Below are 16,584 nucleotides of genomic sequence, written 5' to 3' on the forward strand. Positions count from 1 at the left end.
TTTTTTGTCTATTTATTTTCTTCCGTTACTTCTTCTTTTCTGATTTCTTTGGTACGAATTTCTTTGCAGATTCTGTCTACAAAAGAATCTACCGCTTCGATTCCTTCATCGCCTGCGTAACGGCTGCGTACGGATACGGTTCTGTCTGACGCTTCTTTTTCTCCGACAACCAACATATAAGGAAGTCTGTTCAATCTTGCATCACGAATCTTGAATCCGATTTTTTCGGAACGATGGTCTACGGTAACATCCACTCCGTTTCGAGCAAGCTCTTGTTTGACTTCTTCCGCATACTCTGCATATTTATCGGAAATCGGAAGAATTCTTACTTGTTCCGGACACAACCATGTCGGGAATTTACCGGCATATTTTTCAATCAGCCACGCCAATGTTCTTTCATAGCATCCGAGTGATGTTCTGTGAATGATGTACGGTCTTTTTTTCTCTCCGTTTTGGTCGATATAGTACATATCAAAGTTTTCGGCAATCGCACAGTCTAATTGAATGGTAATCATGGTATCTTCTTTTCCATACACATTTCTCGCTTGGATATCAATTTTCGGACCGTAGAATGCCGCCTCTCCGTCCGCTTCTTTGAACGGAAGTCCTTTTTCTACCAAAATATTGCGAAGTGCTTCCTGTGTGGTTTCCCAATAGCTTTCGTCACCCAAATATTTTTCTCTGTTGTTCGGATCCCATTTGGACAGTCTGAATGTCACATCATCTTGCAATCCCAATGTAGTCAACACATATACCGCTAAGTTCAAACAATTTTGCAGTTCTTCTTCCGCCTGATCCGGTCTTACCACGTTGTGTCCTTCTGAAATGGTAAATTGACGAACTCTTGTCAAACCGTGCATTTCTCCGGAATCTTCATTTCTGAACAGTGTAGAAGTTTCTCCCATGCGATATGGCAAATCTCGATAGGATTTTTGTGTGTTCTTGTAAACATAGTATTGGAACGGACAAGTCATCGGACGAAGTGCAAACACTTCTTTATCCACTTCTTCATCTCCAAGTACAAACATTCCTTCCTTATAATGATCCCAGTGCCCTGAAATTCGATACAGATCCGATTTTGCCATCAATGGAGTTTTTGTTCTTACATATCCCCATTCACGGTCTTCCAAATCTTCAATCCATCGTTGCAATTTCATGACCATTTTGGTTCCTTTCGGAAGCAAAAGGGGAAGGCCTTGTCCAATCACATCAACGGTAGTAAATAATTCCATCTCTCTACCCAGCTTGTTGTGGTCTCTCTTTTTGATTTCTTCCAAATAGACCAAATAATCTGCAAGCTCTTCTTTTTTATTGAACGCTGTTCCGTAAATTCTCTGTAATTGCGCCTTGTCGGAATCCCCTCTCCAGTATGCCATTGAGGAGGAAATCAATTTGTAGGCTTTGATTCCCTTTGTACTCATCAAGTGAGGTCCTGCACATAAGTCAATAAACTCTTCCCCTTGTTGATAGAAAGAAATCACTGCATCTTCAGGAAGGTCTTGAATCAATTCCACTTTATAAGGCTCATTTTTTTCTTCCATCAACTTGATTGCTTCTTCTCTCGGCAATTCAAACTTTGTAATCTTCTCATCTTCCTTAATGATTTTTTTCATTTCTTTTTCTAATGTGTCCAAATCTTCTCTTGTAAACGGAGCATGGTCGATATCATAGTAAAATCCTGTATCAATCGCAGGCCCAATCGCAAGTTTTGCATCCGGAAACACACGCTTTACCGCTTCCGCCAACACATGAGATGCGGTATGACGAATGGTTCTCAAGCCTTCTTCATCTGTCGGTGTCAATATGCTCAATTCGCAGTCTTGTTCTATCACTGTTCTTAAATCTACCACTTCTCCGTCAATCATACCGGCACAAGCTACCCTTGCAAGCCCTTGGCTGATGTCGGATGCAATTTCATATACTGATTTACTTCCTTCGTACTCTTTGACAGAGCCGTCTTTCAATGTTACTTTCATTTTTCCTCTCCCTTTCTTCTTTGCTTCTGCAATGTACCGTAAAACGGAGGAACTTTTTTCTCCAATAAAAAATAGTGTACACAACAGAACTCACCTAAAACAAAACGAACACATCCTTTCACGTATCGTGAAAAATGATTTGTGATAGGGACGATATGACTTGCATACCGCGGTTCCACCCTAATTGCTTACACCACTTCATTTTGATGATAACGGAATCACCGGGCTGTATTAAAGCCACTCGGAGATGGTTTTCGCATCAGTATCAGTCCGAATGTTCTCAGCAATTACATTCTTCTCTGTGTCCTGCCACTGCACTACTGTTCTCGTCAACGATTTATTCTATGTCCATCCAGTTTAAACAATCAGATATCTCTTGTCAATATCTATCACATGATTTTTTTTTCTTTTTCCGGTTTATTATTTTTACTTTTTTATCTTCTTTTATCTTCAAAATCTCACAGCTCAAAATTTTTGATAAATTTTTGATAATTTGTGATTAATTTTTATTTTATGGGTATGATAAGAAAGAGATCTTAATTTTACTTTATAAATTCAATTGATAATAAGATTATAGGGTTTGGGGAACTCTATAAAAAATTTTTTCGCCAAAAAAGTTGCCTATATCAACAGTTTTGTGTTGTAGGTTCGCTTTTTGGAAAGAAAGCTAATCATTTTTAATTGACTTTGTAATGATTTCATATTAAGATGAGATTATCTTAGCTATTTAAACTATTTTTCAATGAATAAAAGGGGGAAATTTATCATGGAATTAAAAGGAATGAAAGAATTAGCAGGAACAAAAACAGAACAAAACTTATGGAAAGCATTCGCAGGAGAATCTCAAGCAAGAAATAAATATACTTTCTTCGCTTCTGCAGCAAGAAAAGAAGGTTACAACCAAATCGCAGCTATCTTTGAAGAAACTGCAGGAAACGAAAGAGAACACGCTAAAATGTGGTTCAAATTGTTAGACGGAATCAGTGCCGATACAAAAACAAACTTGCTTGCTGCTGCTGCCGGAGAAAACGAAGAATGGACAGATATGTATCCAACAATGGCAAAAGAAGCTGAAGAAGAAGGATTCAAAGATATTGCACGTCTATTCACACAAGTTGCGGCAATCGAAAAAACTCATGACGAAAGATACAGATTGTTGGCAAAAAATGTAGAAGAAGGTTCTGTATTCAAAAAAGAAGAAACAATTACTTGGTACTGCAGTAACTGCGGATACGTATTTGAAGGAACAAAAGCTCCTGAACGTTGCCCTGTATGTCAACATCCGAAAGCTTACTTCCAAGAACATGCAGAAAACTATCGTTAATTTACGGTTTTCATAAAAACCTTGTTACAAACATCCAATAAACGCAAAAGCTCTCGACAATATTGTCGAGAGCTTTCTGTTTGAAAAGAATAAACTTTGATACTTGACTTCTGTCATTCATTGTTAGAATCTATACCTTGTACCAAAAAATACTTTGTTTTATCTTGTGAAAAAATGCTTTTTGATAATTCCATTGTATTATCTTTTTTATCATCCCATTAACTGAATGACCACTCGAATAAAGAAGATGGTCAACACTGTAATAATGACCGGTTTAATCCATTTTGCCTCTCCTTGAATAAACACTTTGCTTCCTATATAGTTTCCCAGTATACTGAATGCTCCTGCTGTCAATCCGAGCGGAAGCAAGACTTTTCCGTGAAGGAAAAATACGGTCAAGGCAGCAACATTTGTTGCAAGGTTTATTGCCTTAGCGACTCCGTTCGCTTCTCTTATATTCATATGTCCTATCAAAACAAGCAATAGAATCATAAAGGTTCCCGCTCCCGGTCCGTAAAACCCGTCGTAAACCGCAGCAACAAATGCTACCAAGCAAGCTCTTCTTACAGTTTTTTTGAAAGGATAAGCAGGTGCGTCCGTCTCAAAAGAAATCCCTCTTACCACATACCATGCTGTCAACGGCAAAATGACCAGCATCAATTTCATCAAAAACAGTTCTTCTATAATAAGGGATAATTTTGCACCTAAAGACGCCCCGAAAAATGCGGTAATCACCGCAAAGAATGCGATTTTATACGAAATATATCCTTTTCTTGCAAAACGATAGGTAGTAAGTCCTGTCCCAAGACCGGAACTCAATTTGTTTGTGCCGATTGCCATATGAATCGGTATGCCTGAAATCAGGTAAGCCGGCAAAGAAATCAACCCTCCGCCTCCGGCAATCGCATCGATAAATCCTGCTAAAAACACAAGCGGGCACACGATGAGAAATTGAATGAAATGCACTTGCATACTGTCACCTCTTCTCTTTGAAAATGAAATGATTGAGGATGTTTCAACCCTCCTTTCATGATTGACTTTTTTGGATATTAAATTTATTATAGGAATAAAGTGATAAAAATACAATATTTCTAAATAAAAAAGAATCAAAACCTTGATAAATTTATCAACCATGGACTCGTTAAAGTGAGCGGAAAATCTTTTTCCGAGTCGTTTTTGTGAAAAAACGGAACGAACCTATTCTCCGATTGATTGTTGAGGGCGGATATATGTTATTTAGGATGGATAAAAAAAGAGAGAATTAGAAATCAGAAAATAGATACAGAAAGAGAGAGTTATTATGTTTTTTCATGCAGGAAGTTATGATGTGATTGTAGTCGGTGCAGGTCATGCAGGCTGTGAAGCTGCTTTGGCATCCGCTCGTTTGGGCAAAAAAACATTGATGGTCACCCTGTCGCTGGATGCAATCGGACACATGCCTTGCAATCCTGCCATCGGCGGAACGGGAAAAAGTCAATTGGTAAAAGAGATTGATGCGCTGGGTGGAGAAATGGGACAAAACATTGATAAAAGTTTTATCCAAAGCAGAACGTTGAATTCTTCCAAGGGTCCTGCCGTACAGTCTGTTCGTGCGCAAGCTGACAAAAATTTGTACCACAGAGAAATGAAAAAAGTGTTGGAAGGTGTCGAAAATCTTGATATTGTCATGGATGAGGTCACATCTTTGATTCATGACGGCAAAAGTGTATCGGGAGTTCGCACCAAACTGAACTGTGAATATTTCGGAAAGACAGTTATTTTATCGACGGGAGTATTCCTAAACGGTCGTGTCTTTATGGGAGAAGTCAATTTTCCGTCCGGTCCGCTCGGACAAATCCCGGCAGAACAGTTGACAGAGAGTCTGAAGGAGTTAAACCTTCCTCTTCGTAGATTCAAGACGGGAACTCCTGCAAGGGTTCATGCGGATTCGATTGATTTTTCAAAAATGCAACTGCAAGAGGGCGACGCGGAAATTGAACCGTTCTCTTTTATGAATGATTATTTGCCGGAAGGAAATAAGGTAGTCTGTTACTTGACCAGAACAACCCAAAAAACGCATGATATCATCCGTGAAAATTTGCAACGCTCTGCAATGTACGGTGGATTTATCGACAGCAAAGGTCCTCGTTACTGCCCTTCCATTGAAGACAAGGTCGTTCGTTTTTCGGACAAGGAGAGCCATCAATTTTTTGTGGAACCGGAAGGATTGGATACCAAAGAATACTATATTCAAGGATTTTCAAGCTCCATGGCATACGAAGTACAGCTTGAAATGTACCATACCGTGCTTGGATTGGAGCATTGCCACATGATGCGTCCTGCTTATGCGATTGAATATGATTGTATCGATCCGCTTCGATTGAAACCTTCTCTTGAAATCATGGGCGTAGAAAACCTCTTCAGTGCAGGTCAGTTCAACGGAACAAGCGGATATGAGGAAGCTGCTGCACAAGGTCTGATGGCGGGAATCAATGCAAGCCGAAAAATTGACGGTTTGGAGCCGATTATCTTGGATCGTGCAACAGCCTACATCGGTGTACTGATTGATGACCTTGTTACCAAGGGAACGAACGAACCTTACCGTATGATGACTTCGCGTGCGGAATATCGTCTCCTTCTTCGTCAAGACAATGCAGACCTTCGATTGACGGAGCTTGGATATAAGATTGGATTGGTCAAACCGGAGCGTTATGAACGATTCTTAGCAAAAAAAGAACAGATTGCAGAAGAAATCAATCGTTTGAAAAAAGAAAAAATCAAACCGGAAGAAATCAATCCTCTTTTGGAAAAGATGGGAAAAGCTCCTTTCACCAGAACCATTTCTCTTTATGAGGCACTAAAAAGACCGGAAATCACTTATCCTCTGCTTGCTTCTCTTGGCAAAACACACGAGTCTCTTCCGGTTCAAGTCCAAAAGCAAGCGGAAATTACCGCAAAATATGAAGGTTATATTAAAAAACAGATTGAACAGGTCGAATCATTTCGCAAGTTGGAAAAGAGACAACTTCCGGAAAGTATGGACTATTCCCTTATCGAGGGACTTCGTTTGGAGGCGAGACAAAAATTGAATGAAATCAGACCGTTCAATATCGGACAGGCATCGAGAATATCCGGCGTTTCGCCTGCGGATATTTCCGTTCTGTTAATTTATATGAAACAACAGTCCGCCTCTAATACGACACAAAAATAGAAGGAGTTTTTATGAAAAATACAATTTTGAAAGATGGATTGGCTCTTTGGAATCAACAGATTACCGAACAGCAGGAATTCGACTTTCATATCTATATGCAGCATCTATTGGAAAAAAACAAGGTAATGAACCTAACCAACATCACCGAAGAGAATGAAATCTATACCAAACATTTTTTGGATTCCCTATCTTGTCTTTCGGTCTATCCCATTCCGAAAAACTCTACTGTCATAGATATCGGAACAGGAGCCGGTTTTCCCTCCGTTCCGATTAAAATCATGCGACGAGATTTGAAGATGACTCTGCTCGATTCTTTGAACAAGCGCATCAATTTTCTGAAAGAAGTCGGTGAAGTGCTACATTTTGAGGATATGACTTATCTTCACGGTCGTGCGGAAGACCTTGCACAAAAGGCGGAGTATCGCCAAATGTATGACTTTGCCGTTTCAAGAGCGGTTGCATCCCTTCCCGTTTTGTTGGAATACACCATTCCTTTTCTGAAAATCGGCGGAATTTTTATCTGCCAAAAAGGACCTCAGGCAATGCAGGAAATAGCACAATCCAAATCAGCATTGAAACTGCTCGGTGCCAAAGTGGAAGACAGTATACCGGTAAAAATCGGAACAACCGATTTGGAACATTCTATTTTGATTATCAAAAAAATAGAATGCACATCCAAAAAATATCCTCGAAAGGCCGGAAAACCAAGTAAAGAACCTCTATAAAGGCGGAATCTCAATGGAACTACAAACAATCGAACTTCAAAAAATCATACCCGATCCCTGTCAGCCACGCAAATTTTTTGACCTTGCGGCGCTTGAGGAGCTCGCCTCTTCCATTGAACAATACGGTCTGCTTTCTCCCATCATTGTCAGAAAGCAGGGTGACCGATACATTATTGTGGCGGGAGAAAGGCGATATCGTGCCATGCTGCTGAACAAGATGACGCACGCTAATTGCATTGTGCGAAATCATATTGATTTCAGAGAAGTTTCTCTGATTGAAAATGTCCAAAGAGAGGACTTAAATCCTTTGGAAGAGGCAGAGGCTCTCTCTTCACTGATGATAGAAAAACACTACACACAGGAAGAACTCTCGAAATTGATTGGAAAAAGCCGACCTTATATTACCAATCAACTGCGATTACTAAGGTTGGATGACGAGACAAAACAAGCTCTCCTTGACAAAAAAATATCCGAAGCACATGGTCGCTCGTTGATTTCTTTGGACAATTTGAAACTCAGAAAAAAATTGCTACACGCCATTATCGAACATCATCTCTCCGTTCGTACAACGGAAAAGAAAATCAAACAGTGGAAACAAAAAGAAAAACAACAGCACGATGTCTATCTCAAGGACTTGTTACAACAGTTGGAAGAAAAACTCGGAACGAAAGTTACCCTACAAGGTTCTGCCAAAAAGGGAAAACTGAGCCTCTTCTACTTTCAAGAAGAAGACCTTGCTTCCTTGATTGAAAAACTGTTACAAGATGAGTAAAAAACAACTATTTCATGCGAAATAGCTCCTTCCTTAATCCAAGGGCTTGTAAACCCTTATGTTTTTTCGAAAATAAGTCTGAATTTGTCGCTTCAGGAGGAAATATTTTGCTTCTTTCGTAAAAAAGAGAACAAAAGTATGGAGTTTTGTTCTCTTTTTATGTACAATAAAAGATAAACAATCAGGATATCATTCCCAAATAAAGGTATCCGGTAAACCTAATCTTCAGGAGAAATTCTTTATGAAACGAAGAAATATCATTGCCGTCGCGGTACTCATCGTTCTGTTCTGCAATCCTTGGACGATTCGATTTTTAAAAAAACAATTTGTTGTCGTAAATCCGAACAGCAGTATCGACATTGCATTTCGCCACTCGAACAACAACTATGCAGAAGAGTTTGAACACGGTCTCTTAACCTATGACGGCTTAAGTCTAAAATTAATAGAAACAGATGGTACGGAGCGGTTTGATGTTACCATCAATGCGGACAACTATAACATTTCCACATCTAAAAATCGTATTTTTCTGCTTGATATTGCCAAGAAAAATGTATATATTTTGGATGGAAAAGGTAAAATTGTCAATCAAATTACGGTCGATTACCTTCCAAAGAGAGTTGTAGCTCTGGATAACGGTAATTTTGTTGTCCATTATTTTACGGACGTCTACATTGAAGGAATCAAGCTCTTTTCCGAAAACGGAAAGATGCTCAACGACATCACCTATCCGAATGTGACACTGACCTTGATTCAAGGAGATAAAAACAATCATTTTGCCGTGCTCGGATTCTTTAAAAACGGAAGTTCTCTTGAAAATAGCGTGTACTTCTATAACTATGCCGGGGAGTTGCAATATGCCAGCCAAATCAACAATGTCATTATTCATCAACTCCTCTTTCAAAAAAACAAAGTATTGATGCTTGATATCAATTCTATCTTAACCTGTGATACTACATTCGAAGAGGTGTCCAGTCTGGAATTGCCGCTTGTATTAAAAAAGGTTGTGGCAAATGAAAATAATATTTATCTCCTCACAAAAGACAACTCCATTCAAGTAATGGACTCCGAGTTTCAGAACACCGATCAACTTTCTTCACAAGAAAAAATTATCGATATGTTCTTGGTAGATGACAAACTCATTTACTACACGCAAAATTCTATTTTATGTAACTATGACAAACGACAGTTTTCAAAAGATATTGTCAAAGTCATACCGGTGGATGATACGCTTATCATCTTGTTCAAAAATGAAATAAAAATCATCCAAAATGATTTCTAACAGTAACGATAGGTGGTGAGTTCTATTTTTTCAGACTATACAAAAGTTGATGTTGTAATTGCCGTATTTTTGATATATCAGGGATTACGCGGATATATCAAAGGCGTTCGATATGTTATATTCGATACCGTTAAATTTTTCGGTTCCTACTTTTTAACAAAGATAGCATATCAATTATTTTATCAATCTGTTGCAAAAACAGTTTGGTTTCAATCTCTTTTGAATTTATTAAGAGACAAAGTTCTCAACCGACTATGTGAACTGTTTCCCATTATGTCTTTTTTTCCATGGGATTCCATTGTTTTTTGTACCGTTGTATTTTGCGGAATCTTTCTGTTGTTTCGTATTGCCCTTTTGGGATTCTCCAAAGAGGTCACATTCTTACAGAAAACAGAAGGCTTTGTGCTCGGTATCATAAAAGGAGTTGCGTATCTCTTCGTCCTTATCTCTATTGCTGAACCTCTGTTGCAAGGTTTCAGTATCTTGGGATTTTCCGAATGGTTACAAAACAGCAAGATATTACCTTATTTGTATGAATACAATTTTTTATTGGACTTTTTATCCTTTTATTAGACAAAATGAAGTTGAAGAAACGATATTCTTCTTTCAAACAGCATAACATCAGGAGGAGCTTATGTATCAACCGAAAAAAATTAACATTGGCGATCGTGTGACATTAAAAAAAAAATCATCCTTGTGGCGGAAATCAATTCGTGATTACAAGAGTAGGGATGGATTTTCGAATGAAATGTCAGACTTGTCAAAAGGAAATATGGATTGAACGCCCTGAGTTGGAGCGTAGAATAAAGGTCTTAGAACCGGCAAAAGAGGATGAATAATCATCCTCTTTTTTGTTCTCCTTTTATTCCAATCCGTTTTTTATTCTCTTATGCTGTTCCTGTTTGAATGACTTAATATCATCACTGTTTCAAATTGAGATTCATCACTTGAATTCTTATTTTTTCAAGCAACTACATTCCCGTTTCCCTAACTTTGAAAAGAAATCGGTTGAAAAACATTTTTAAATTTCCGACAGCTCAATCAAATTTTAGTATTGTGCCGTTATCTGACCATCTTTCCCTGCCATGAGCTGATTCCCGCCATACTATAAATATTTGTATATCCCATTTTCGCAAGTTTTCTGCAAGTCTGTCTGCTTCGATATCCGCTGAAACAATAGACAATAATATTCTGATCTTTCTTTTTTAATTGTGACGGTTCTTCTTTCCCGATGGTTTCGTTCGGAATATTGACAGCACTCTTAATATGCCCTTGTTGATACTCCACCGGTGTTCTTACGTCAATCAATTTGTAATTTTTATCTTTCTTCATCATATCCATAGCTTTCTCATGAGAAATCACCTGGTACTTTCTTTTGGATTTTAGTAAAGTGAATATCCACATCGTTCCTGTCTTCCTTCCTGTAAGATATCATCAATATCATTTTTATTCCGTTGCATCTTCTCTGTTCTAAATAAACAAGTTCATATTGGAATGGTCGTTGTCATCCAGCATAGAGGCAACTCCGCCGATTTCTACACCGTCTAAGAGTTCTTCTTTTGTAATTCCCATCACATCCATAGACATTTGGCATGCTGTCATTTTCACTCCTTGACTTCTTGCTTCTTCTATCAGTTCCTCCAAAGAAGAGATTCCTTTCTTTTTCATCACCGCCCTCATCATTTTTGAACCGATTCCACAAAAATTCATCTTAGATAAGGAAAGTTTCTTGGAACCTCTCGGCATCATCATACCGAACATTTTACCGATAGTATCTTTCTTTACATTTATTTTTTCATCTTTTCTGATGATGTTCAATCCCCAGAATGTGAAGAACATATTGACTTTGTTTCCCATTGCGGCACTGCCTGTCGCAATGATGAAGGATGCAATCGCTTTGTCCAAATCTCCGTCAAACACTATCATGGTTTTTTCTTTTGCAGATACTTCTTTTCCCTGTTCTTGACGATTCTCTGCAAAATTGCTCCCTTTTTGGATTTTTGCAACATATTTTCCTTTGTCTTCCGACTTTTCAATCAGAAGATTTCCCGTATTGGAACACCATGAACCGATGTCGTTCATAAAACCGGGATCGGTTGCTTCAATGGATAGAATATCTCCGTCTTTCAATTCACTCATTTTTTTGGAAACACTTACAATCGGGCCCGGACAGGAGAGACCGCACGCGTTCAAGGTATAGGTTTCCTGTTGATGTGTCTCAAACTTATCCTGATCCGTAAACATCATGGATGCGCTTTCGGCCGTCTTCACATCTCTGCTTCTTTCAAAAAATGTTCTGGTTCCTCCCTGTAAATATTTTACTTTGAATCCTTCTTGTTTCAGGATGCGCTCTGCTAAATATCCTCTCAATCCGACAGCACAATAAGTCACGTACTCTTTTTCTTTGTCCAATTCACCCAATTTGGAACGCAATGTGGTAAGAGGCATCAAAAGAGCTCCATCAAGAGTTGACATACTGAATTCCGGTTCTTCTCGAATATCAATTAAGGTGTATTCGTCTTCTTTTTCCTTATATTCATCATAGGTAATCGGTGTCGATAAACCTTCTATAATATTGCATGCAACATATCCTGCCATATTAACCGGATCTTTCGCTGAAGAATACGGAGGTGCGTAGGCAAGCTCTATTTTGACCAAATCATAGACGGTTCCGCGATAATGAATACTTGTAGCAATGGTATCAATTCGTTTATCAACACCTTTAAAACCGACAATCTGAGCTCCTAATATCAATCCGTCTGTCATATCAAACAGCAGTTTCAATGTGATAGGAGTGGCTCCCGGATAATAGCCTGCATGACTCATAGGATGAATCAATGCAATTCCGTAATCCTTCCATCGTTCTTTTCCCATACTCTTTAATACTTTTTCATTCAAACCTGTAGAAGCAGCTGTCATATCAAAAATTTTGGCAACACTCGTTCCGATTGTTCCGTCATAGGTCTCTTCCTTTTGATTCAACATATTGGCAGCTACTGCTCTTCCCTGTTTGTTTGCAGGTCCCGCCAAAGGAATCATTCCCTTCGACTTAGAAAGCGGATTATAAATTTCAATCACATCACCGATCGCATAGATAGAATCGTCACTTGTTTTCATCCGTTCATCTACGATGATTCCGCCTTTGCTTCCCACTTCAAGAGACGCATCCACAGCTAATTTAGAATTAGGACGTACCCCGATAGAAAGCAATATCATATCCGTTTCCACTTCTGTTCCGTCATTCATAACGGCAAGTCTTCCATCTTTTTCTATCGATGCCAAACCTGTATTCAACATCAGATGAACACCCTTTGTCCTCATGTGATTTTCCAATACTTGTGTCATATCTTTATCAAAAGGCGGCATAATTTGGTCTGCAAACTCCACCAGAGTCACATCCAATCCTCTTTCTCTTAAATTTTCCGCCATCTCTATCCCGATAAATCCACCACCTACAACAAGTGCTCTCTTCGGTTTATTATCTTGTATATAGTTATAAATCCTATCTGTATCTGGAATATTCCATAGTGTAAACACATTAGGAGCATCTTTTCCTTTGATATTCGGAACAAAAGGGGAAGAGCCTGTGGAAAGTAATAATTTATCATAATTTTCTGTATATTTAGTACCGTCTTTCAAATTGGTAATCTCGACTGTTTTTTCTTCTTTATTGATACGAGTCACTTCAGAAAAATTTCTGATATCAATATCGTATTTGCCTCTGATTGTTTTGATGTCAGAAACAAACAATGCATCTCTGGATGATATCTCTCCACCTAAATAATAAGGTAAACCGCAGTTTGCAAAAGATACAAATTCTCCTCTTTCAATCAACAAAATTTCCGCGTTGTTGTCTAACCGTCTCAATCTTGCCGCTGCGGTTGCTCCTCCCGCAACTCCACCTACAATAATAATTTTCATACTATCTCTCCTTTTTTTCATCAAATAATACACTCATAATATGTTTGATACTGTCATCTTTAATAAAGTAATATACTGTCTGACCCTCTTTTTCACAGTCAACGACACCCAAATCTCTCATTTTTGCAAGATGTTGAGAAATATTTGACTGACTGGTTTCCAAACAATCCGTAAAATAAGTGACATTACATTTTCCGTTTTCATAAAGTTTTCTGGTTAAACATAATCTTACAGGATGTGCGATTGCTTTTAAGAGTTCCGCTTTTTTTCTCATCGCTTCCTGATACTCTTTTGTCATTTTCATAATAATCTCCTTATTTTCACTGTATTATATTAGTATATACTAATATAATAATATAATGAAATCTATTTTGTCAAGTATTTCATAAAAAAAAGACATTTAAACATCAATGTCTTAAAAAATGTTTCACGTGAAACATCAAAAATGTTACTTGTTTTTTATGTTTTACTCTATTGTTCCATTCATCATGATTCCGTTCATAAATCCGATTCGACCCTGCTTTTCTCTCAATGTTACTATTTGATTTGATGGACAAAAAAGACTTTTTTTCTACCAATACATCCCTTTCAAAAATCAATCCATACTACCTTTTATCAGATACTTCACCTTATTTATGATACGGCTCATGGTTCAAAATACGATAGGCACGATAGAGCTGTTCTCTCAGTAACACACTTTTCATCTCTTTCGAAATCGGTAAACTGCAAAAAGAAAGCGGTACCATTTCTTGTGCTTCCTTCTGTGCTACTTCCTCTAAGCAAAAAACAAGATGACTGTTGCCTGACACCGTATACTCCGCTATCTTTTCTGCTAATTCTTCTGAAGAAACGGTATCTGTACCTGTTTCTATCTTCAAAACGATACAACCTTCTTTATTTTGCCACTTTTTATCTAATTGATGGACTTTTTTCAGTTTCACATACCTTGTTAATCTCTTTTCATACTCTTCTATGGCTTTCTGATAAAAAGAGTTTCTTTTTTGCTTCGGTTCTACAATTGTAATATTCATAGTGAGTTCCTTACTTTATTCTGATATGGAATGAGTGCTGCGATAAGACGGAATATTTTGTACCGATTCTGCCGATTTGATTGCATCGATGACTGAAAGTTTCATTGCCTCCTGTGCCAGATAACAAACGGTATCAAGATTAGCTTCTGCAATTCCGGATGCAAGTGTAAAGATTGTATCTCCGTCCATACTCGTATGAATCGGGCGAATGGACAGTGCATATCCGTTATGTGCCACTTCAGCTACTTTGTTACACTCTGTTTTAGTTAGTTTTGCATTGGTTAAAATACATCCGATGGTAGTGTTTTTTCCTGATAAGTCCCTTTCTGCTCCTTCTAACATCAGCTGATGGGAAGAGATGATTTCTGTTTTATCATCGTTCAATGCACCTGCCAATATTGTTTCTCCTTCATAAACTTCGCCGCAGGCATTCACACACACATAGGCACCTACCTTCAATCCTCTTTCAAGACATATCTCTACATATCCCGTTCCACCTTTCATCATGGTATCAAATCCACGCAGTTTTCCGACTGTTGCACCACAACCTGCTCCGCTGTTCCCGATAAAAATCTCAGTGGATGCTTTTTTTGCCGCAAGATATCCCATCTCTTTATCCGGACGGATATTAGGGTCTCCTACTGCTAAATCAAACAAAACCGCTCCGCAAACAATCGGAACTTTTGCAACTCCGACATCAAATCCGACTCCCATTTCTTCCAAATAATTCATCACTCCGCAAGTACTTTCCAAACCGAATGCGGAACCTCCCGACAATACAATACTATGTACTTGCTCTACTGTTTTTTCCGATTTTAACAAATCAGTTTCCCTTGTTCCGGGAGCGGAACCTTTGACACAACAACCTGCAATTGCTCCTTCTTTTGCAAGAATAACAGAAACTCCCGTCAATGCCTGATGATTTTCTTTCGTACCTATTTCAAATCCCTCTACTGTTATCTTTTTTTTCATGGTTATGACTCCTTTTCTTCCATATCTATCTCAAACATACCGCATGAAATTTATTTATGAAACTTCTCTTATCATAAATCGTATACGAAATCATTCATTGGTAAAATTTATAAATCATACTGTCAATTTTCTAAAATGGTATCCGTGTTTTGTATGGTTTCGGTATCAACTATCACTTTACTATATTTTCGGCAAAATCAAAAGATAAATTCTGTTTGTTCTTCATAAAATAAGTTCACATTATCAATCATCGTCTTTTCTATTTCATCTATTTCGTCAAAAAAAAATCGATAACGAAAGGAATTTCCTTTTTGTATCGATTTTTTTTATTATCATTCAATCATATTTTTTCTATCATGAATTTTTTATTGCAAAATTTTTCATATGACTACAATGTATATTTTGTAATTTGTATTTTATCCAATGCTTTTCCTACAATAAAGAACAACACTACTCCCATAAGTCCCTGCATACAGTTAGACGGAACAGATGTTAATGCCACGGCAAAACTTCCTTTCAGAATTGTTCCTCCAATCAAATATCCTCCCACCATCACAACAAAGCCTGCCAACACACCGAGGATTGTTCCGACAGAAAAGAATTTTTGTTCTTTGGATTCATATTTCGAACAGTATCCTACTACAAAACCCATCAATCCTTTGATTACAAAAGTAAACGGTGCCCAATGTCCGTAACCGGAAAAAATATCCGCAAACATGGATCCGATTCCACCTGCAATTGCTCCGTTTCTTCTTCCGAAGAAAACCGCAATCAAAAATATCATACTGTCTCCAAAATGTATGTATCCTTCCGTCATTGGCACCGGAATTTGAATAATCATCGTACTCACGGTAACCAAAGCAATAAATAGAGCCTTTAACACTAATTTTTTCAAAGATGTGCCTGTTGTATTCATCTTTTCCCCCTTTTATTTAATCTTTTTTCTATTCTGATTACAATTTATGATAAAAAATAAAATGAGTTTTCTCCTATTTTCTCTTTCATCAAGTCAACCAATGATAATATTAACCTTTTCCAAATCAGAAATCAAGAATTTTTATTTGTTATTTTTTTATCATACTAATAAAGATAAACAGGATTTTTATTTTCGATGTGAATATTATTTATTTTTTATCCACATATCTTGTTGAAGTTTTTGTTATCTTTTGGTATATTATTTTTGCTTGTTAATAACTTCTAAAAAGTTATCCTTTTATCCACATTCTGTTCATAACTTTGTGGATAAAGGCTTATTTTCAATCATAAACATAAATAATTATCCAATTTTCGGAAGTTATCCACAATATCTTCATATTTTTTTACTTTTTTCAAATTTTATGTTATCTACAGAATTTTACTTTTTTTTATTACTTATACACAAAATTATAAACATA

At 37.5% G+C, this 16,584-nt stretch carries 16 protein-coding genes; 8 read left to right on the forward strand and 8 right to left on the reverse strand.

Going from position 1 to position 16,584, the window contains the following annotated elements; translation table 11 throughout:
• Positions 1–8: 8 nt before the first annotated feature.
• The gene (gene thrS, locus HMPREF0389_RS08580; RefSeq protein ID WP_014263232.1) at positions 9–1,976 is read right to left on the reverse strand and encodes a threonine--tRNA ligase; all 1,968 of its coding nucleotides are present in this window, start codon (positions 1,974–1,976) and stop codon (positions 9–11) included.
• A 766-nt stretch (positions 1,977–2,742) separates the two neighbouring features.
• Between thrS and rbr the strand changes: the two genes are divergently transcribed.
• The gene (rbr, locus tag HMPREF0389_RS08585) at positions 2,743–3,300 is read left to right on the forward strand and encodes a rubrerythrin (protein ID WP_014263233.1); all 558 of its coding nucleotides are present in this window, start codon (positions 2,743–2,745) and stop codon (positions 3,298–3,300) included.
• 210 nt (positions 3,301–3,510) lie between these two features.
• Here rbr and HMPREF0389_RS08590 read toward each other — a convergent pair whose 3' ends face one another.
• Positions 3,511–4,272: a sulfite exporter TauE/SafE family protein gene (locus tag HMPREF0389_RS08590; RefSeq protein WP_041250881.1), complete on the reverse strand. Its 762-nt coding sequence runs from the start codon at positions 4,270–4,272 to the stop codon at positions 3,511–3,513.
• 328 nt (positions 4,273–4,600) lie between these two features.
• Between HMPREF0389_RS08590 and mnmG the strand changes: the two genes are divergently transcribed.
• The 7 genes from mnmG to HMPREF0389_RS09215 all read left to right on the forward strand — a co-directional run bounded on the left by mnmG (position 4,601) and on the right by HMPREF0389_RS09215 (position 10,105).
• Positions 4,601–6,490: a tRNA uridine-5-carboxymethylaminomethyl(34) synthesis enzyme MnmG gene (gene mnmG, locus HMPREF0389_RS08595; RefSeq protein WP_014263235.1), complete on the forward strand. Its 1,890-nt coding sequence runs from the start codon at positions 4,601–4,603 to the stop codon at positions 6,488–6,490.
• A gap of 11 nt (positions 6,491–6,501) precedes the next feature.
• A complete protein-coding gene (gene rsmG / locus HMPREF0389_RS08600) occupies positions 6,502–7,215 on the forward strand; it encodes a 16S rRNA (guanine(527)-N(7))-methyltransferase RsmG (RefSeq protein ID WP_014263236.1) in 714 nt (237 codons plus the stop codon).
• A gap of 13 nt (positions 7,216–7,228) precedes the next feature.
• Positions 7,229–7,987 carry a ParB/RepB/Spo0J family partition protein gene (locus HMPREF0389_RS08605; RefSeq protein WP_014263237.1) on the forward strand — a complete coding sequence of 253 codons (759 nt, stop codon included), beginning with the start codon at positions 7,229–7,231 and terminating at the stop codon, positions 7,985–7,987.
• Positions 7,988–8,228: 241 nt separating this feature from the next.
• Positions 8,229–9,266, forward strand: coding sequence for a DUF5711 family protein (locus HMPREF0389_RS08610; RefSeq protein WP_014263238.1), 1,038 nt, complete (start codon positions 8,229–8,231; stop codon positions 9,264–9,266).
• Between the two features lie 12 nt (positions 9,267–9,278).
• Positions 9,279–9,839: a CvpA family protein gene (locus tag HMPREF0389_RS08615; RefSeq protein ID WP_014263239.1), complete on the forward strand. Its 561-nt coding sequence runs from the start codon at positions 9,279–9,281 to the stop codon at positions 9,837–9,839.
• 61 nt (positions 9,840–9,900) lie between these two features.
• Positions 9,901–10,047, forward strand: a complete 147-nt coding sequence (locus tag HMPREF0389_RS09115; protein ID WP_242821735.1) for a hypothetical protein — start codon at positions 9,901–9,903, stop codon at positions 10,045–10,047.
• Positions 9,998–10,105, forward strand: a complete 108-nt coding sequence (locus HMPREF0389_RS09215; RefSeq protein WP_322785211.1) for a DUF951 family protein — start codon at positions 9,998–10,000, stop codon at positions 10,103–10,105. Before HMPREF0389_RS09115 ends, HMPREF0389_RS09215 begins: the two co-directional genes overlap by 50 nt.
• A gap of 223 nt (positions 10,106–10,328) precedes the next feature.
• On the opposite strand, the gene HMPREF0389_RS08620 is transcribed toward HMPREF0389_RS09215, so the two are convergent.
• The 6 genes from HMPREF0389_RS08620 to HMPREF0389_RS08650 all read right to left on the reverse strand — a co-directional run bounded on the left by HMPREF0389_RS08620 (position 10,329) and on the right by HMPREF0389_RS08650 (position 16,106).
• Complete coding sequence (locus HMPREF0389_RS08620; RefSeq protein WP_207635077.1) at positions 10,329–10,607, reverse strand: rhodanese-like domain-containing protein; 279 nt, start codon at positions 10,605–10,607, stop codon at positions 10,329–10,331.
• Positions 10,608–10,736: 129 nt separating this feature from the next.
• Positions 10,737–13,187 carry an FAD-dependent oxidoreductase gene (locus HMPREF0389_RS08625; protein ID WP_014263241.1) on the reverse strand — a complete coding sequence of 817 codons (2,451 nt, stop codon included), beginning with the start codon at positions 13,185–13,187 and terminating at the stop codon, positions 10,737–10,739.
• 1 nt (position 13,188) lies between these two features.
• Entirely contained in the window at positions 13,189–13,491 is a 303-nt protein-coding gene (locus tag HMPREF0389_RS08630) for an ArsR/SmtB family transcription factor (RefSeq protein WP_014263242.1), read from the reverse strand.
• A gap of 325 nt (positions 13,492–13,816) precedes the next feature.
• Positions 13,817–14,218: a 23S rRNA (pseudouridine(1915)-N(3))-methyltransferase RlmH gene (locus HMPREF0389_RS08640; protein WP_014263243.1), complete on the reverse strand. Its 402-nt coding sequence runs from the start codon at positions 14,216–14,218 to the stop codon at positions 13,817–13,819.
• Positions 14,219–14,233: 15 nt separating this feature from the next.
• A complete protein-coding gene (locus tag HMPREF0389_RS08645; RefSeq protein WP_014263244.1) occupies positions 14,234–15,190 on the reverse strand; it encodes a P1 family peptidase in 957 nt (318 codons plus the stop codon).
• A gap of 388 nt (positions 15,191–15,578) precedes the next feature.
• The gene (locus HMPREF0389_RS08650) at positions 15,579–16,106 is read right to left on the reverse strand and encodes an ECF transporter S component (protein WP_014263245.1); all 528 of its coding nucleotides are present in this window, start codon (positions 16,104–16,106) and stop codon (positions 15,579–15,581) included.
• Positions 16,107–16,584 lie beyond the last annotated feature (478 nt).

It is taken from the genome of Filifactor alocis ATCC 35896 (assembly GCF_000163895.2).
GTDB classification, from domain to species: domain Bacteria; phylum Bacillota; class Clostridia; order Peptostreptococcales; family Filifactoraceae; genus Filifactor; species Filifactor alocis.

Coding starts and splice junctions, on each gene's coding strand:
- thrS (WP_014263232.1), bottom strand. CDS start 1,976: ATGAAAGTAACATTGAAAGACGGCTCTGTCAAAGAGTACGAAGGAAGT.
- rbr (WP_014263233.1), top strand. CDS start 2,743: ATGGAATTAAAAGGAATGAAAGAATTAGCAGGAACAAAAACAGAACAA.
- HMPREF0389_RS08590 (WP_041250881.1), bottom strand. CDS start 4,272: ATGCAAGTGCATTTCATTCAATTTCTCATCGTGTGCCCGCTTGTGTTT.
- mnmG (WP_014263235.1), top strand. CDS start 4,601: ATGTTTTTTCATGCAGGAAGTTATGATGTGATTGTAGTCGGTGCAGGT.
- rsmG (WP_014263236.1), top strand. CDS start 6,502: ATGAAAAATACAATTTTGAAAGATGGATTGGCTCTTTGGAATCAACAG.
- HMPREF0389_RS08605 (WP_014263237.1), top strand. CDS start 7,229: ATGGAACTACAAACAATCGAACTTCAAAAAATCATACCCGATCCCTGT.
- HMPREF0389_RS08610 (WP_014263238.1), top strand. CDS start 8,229: ATGAAACGAAGAAATATCATTGCCGTCGCGGTACTCATCGTTCTGTTC.
- HMPREF0389_RS09115 (WP_242821735.1), top strand. CDS start 9,901: ATGTATCAACCGAAAAAAATTAACATTGGCGATCGTGTGACATTAAAA.
- HMPREF0389_RS09215 (WP_322785211.1), top strand. CDS start 9,998: ATGGATTTTCGAATGAAATGTCAGACTTGTCAAAAGGAAATATGGATT.
- HMPREF0389_RS08620 (WP_207635077.1), bottom strand. CDS start 10,607: ATGGATATGATGAAGAAAGATAAAAATTACAAATTGATTGACGTAAGA.
- HMPREF0389_RS08625 (WP_014263241.1), bottom strand. CDS start 13,187: ATGAAAATTATTATTGTAGGTGGAGTTGCGGGAGGAGCAACCGCAGCG.
- HMPREF0389_RS08630 (WP_014263242.1), bottom strand. CDS start 13,491: ATGAAAATGACAAAAGAGTATCAGGAAGCGATGAGAAAAAAAGCGGAA.
- HMPREF0389_RS08640 (WP_014263243.1), bottom strand. CDS start 14,218: ATGAATATTACAATTGTAGAACCGAAGCAAAAAAGAAACTCTTTTTAT.
- HMPREF0389_RS08645 (WP_014263244.1), bottom strand. CDS start 15,190: ATGAAAAAAAAGATAACAGTAGAGGGATTTGAAATAGGTACGAAAGAA.
- HMPREF0389_RS08650 (WP_014263245.1), bottom strand. CDS start 16,106: ATGAATACAACAGGCACATCTTTGAAAAAATTAGTGTTAAAGGCTCTA.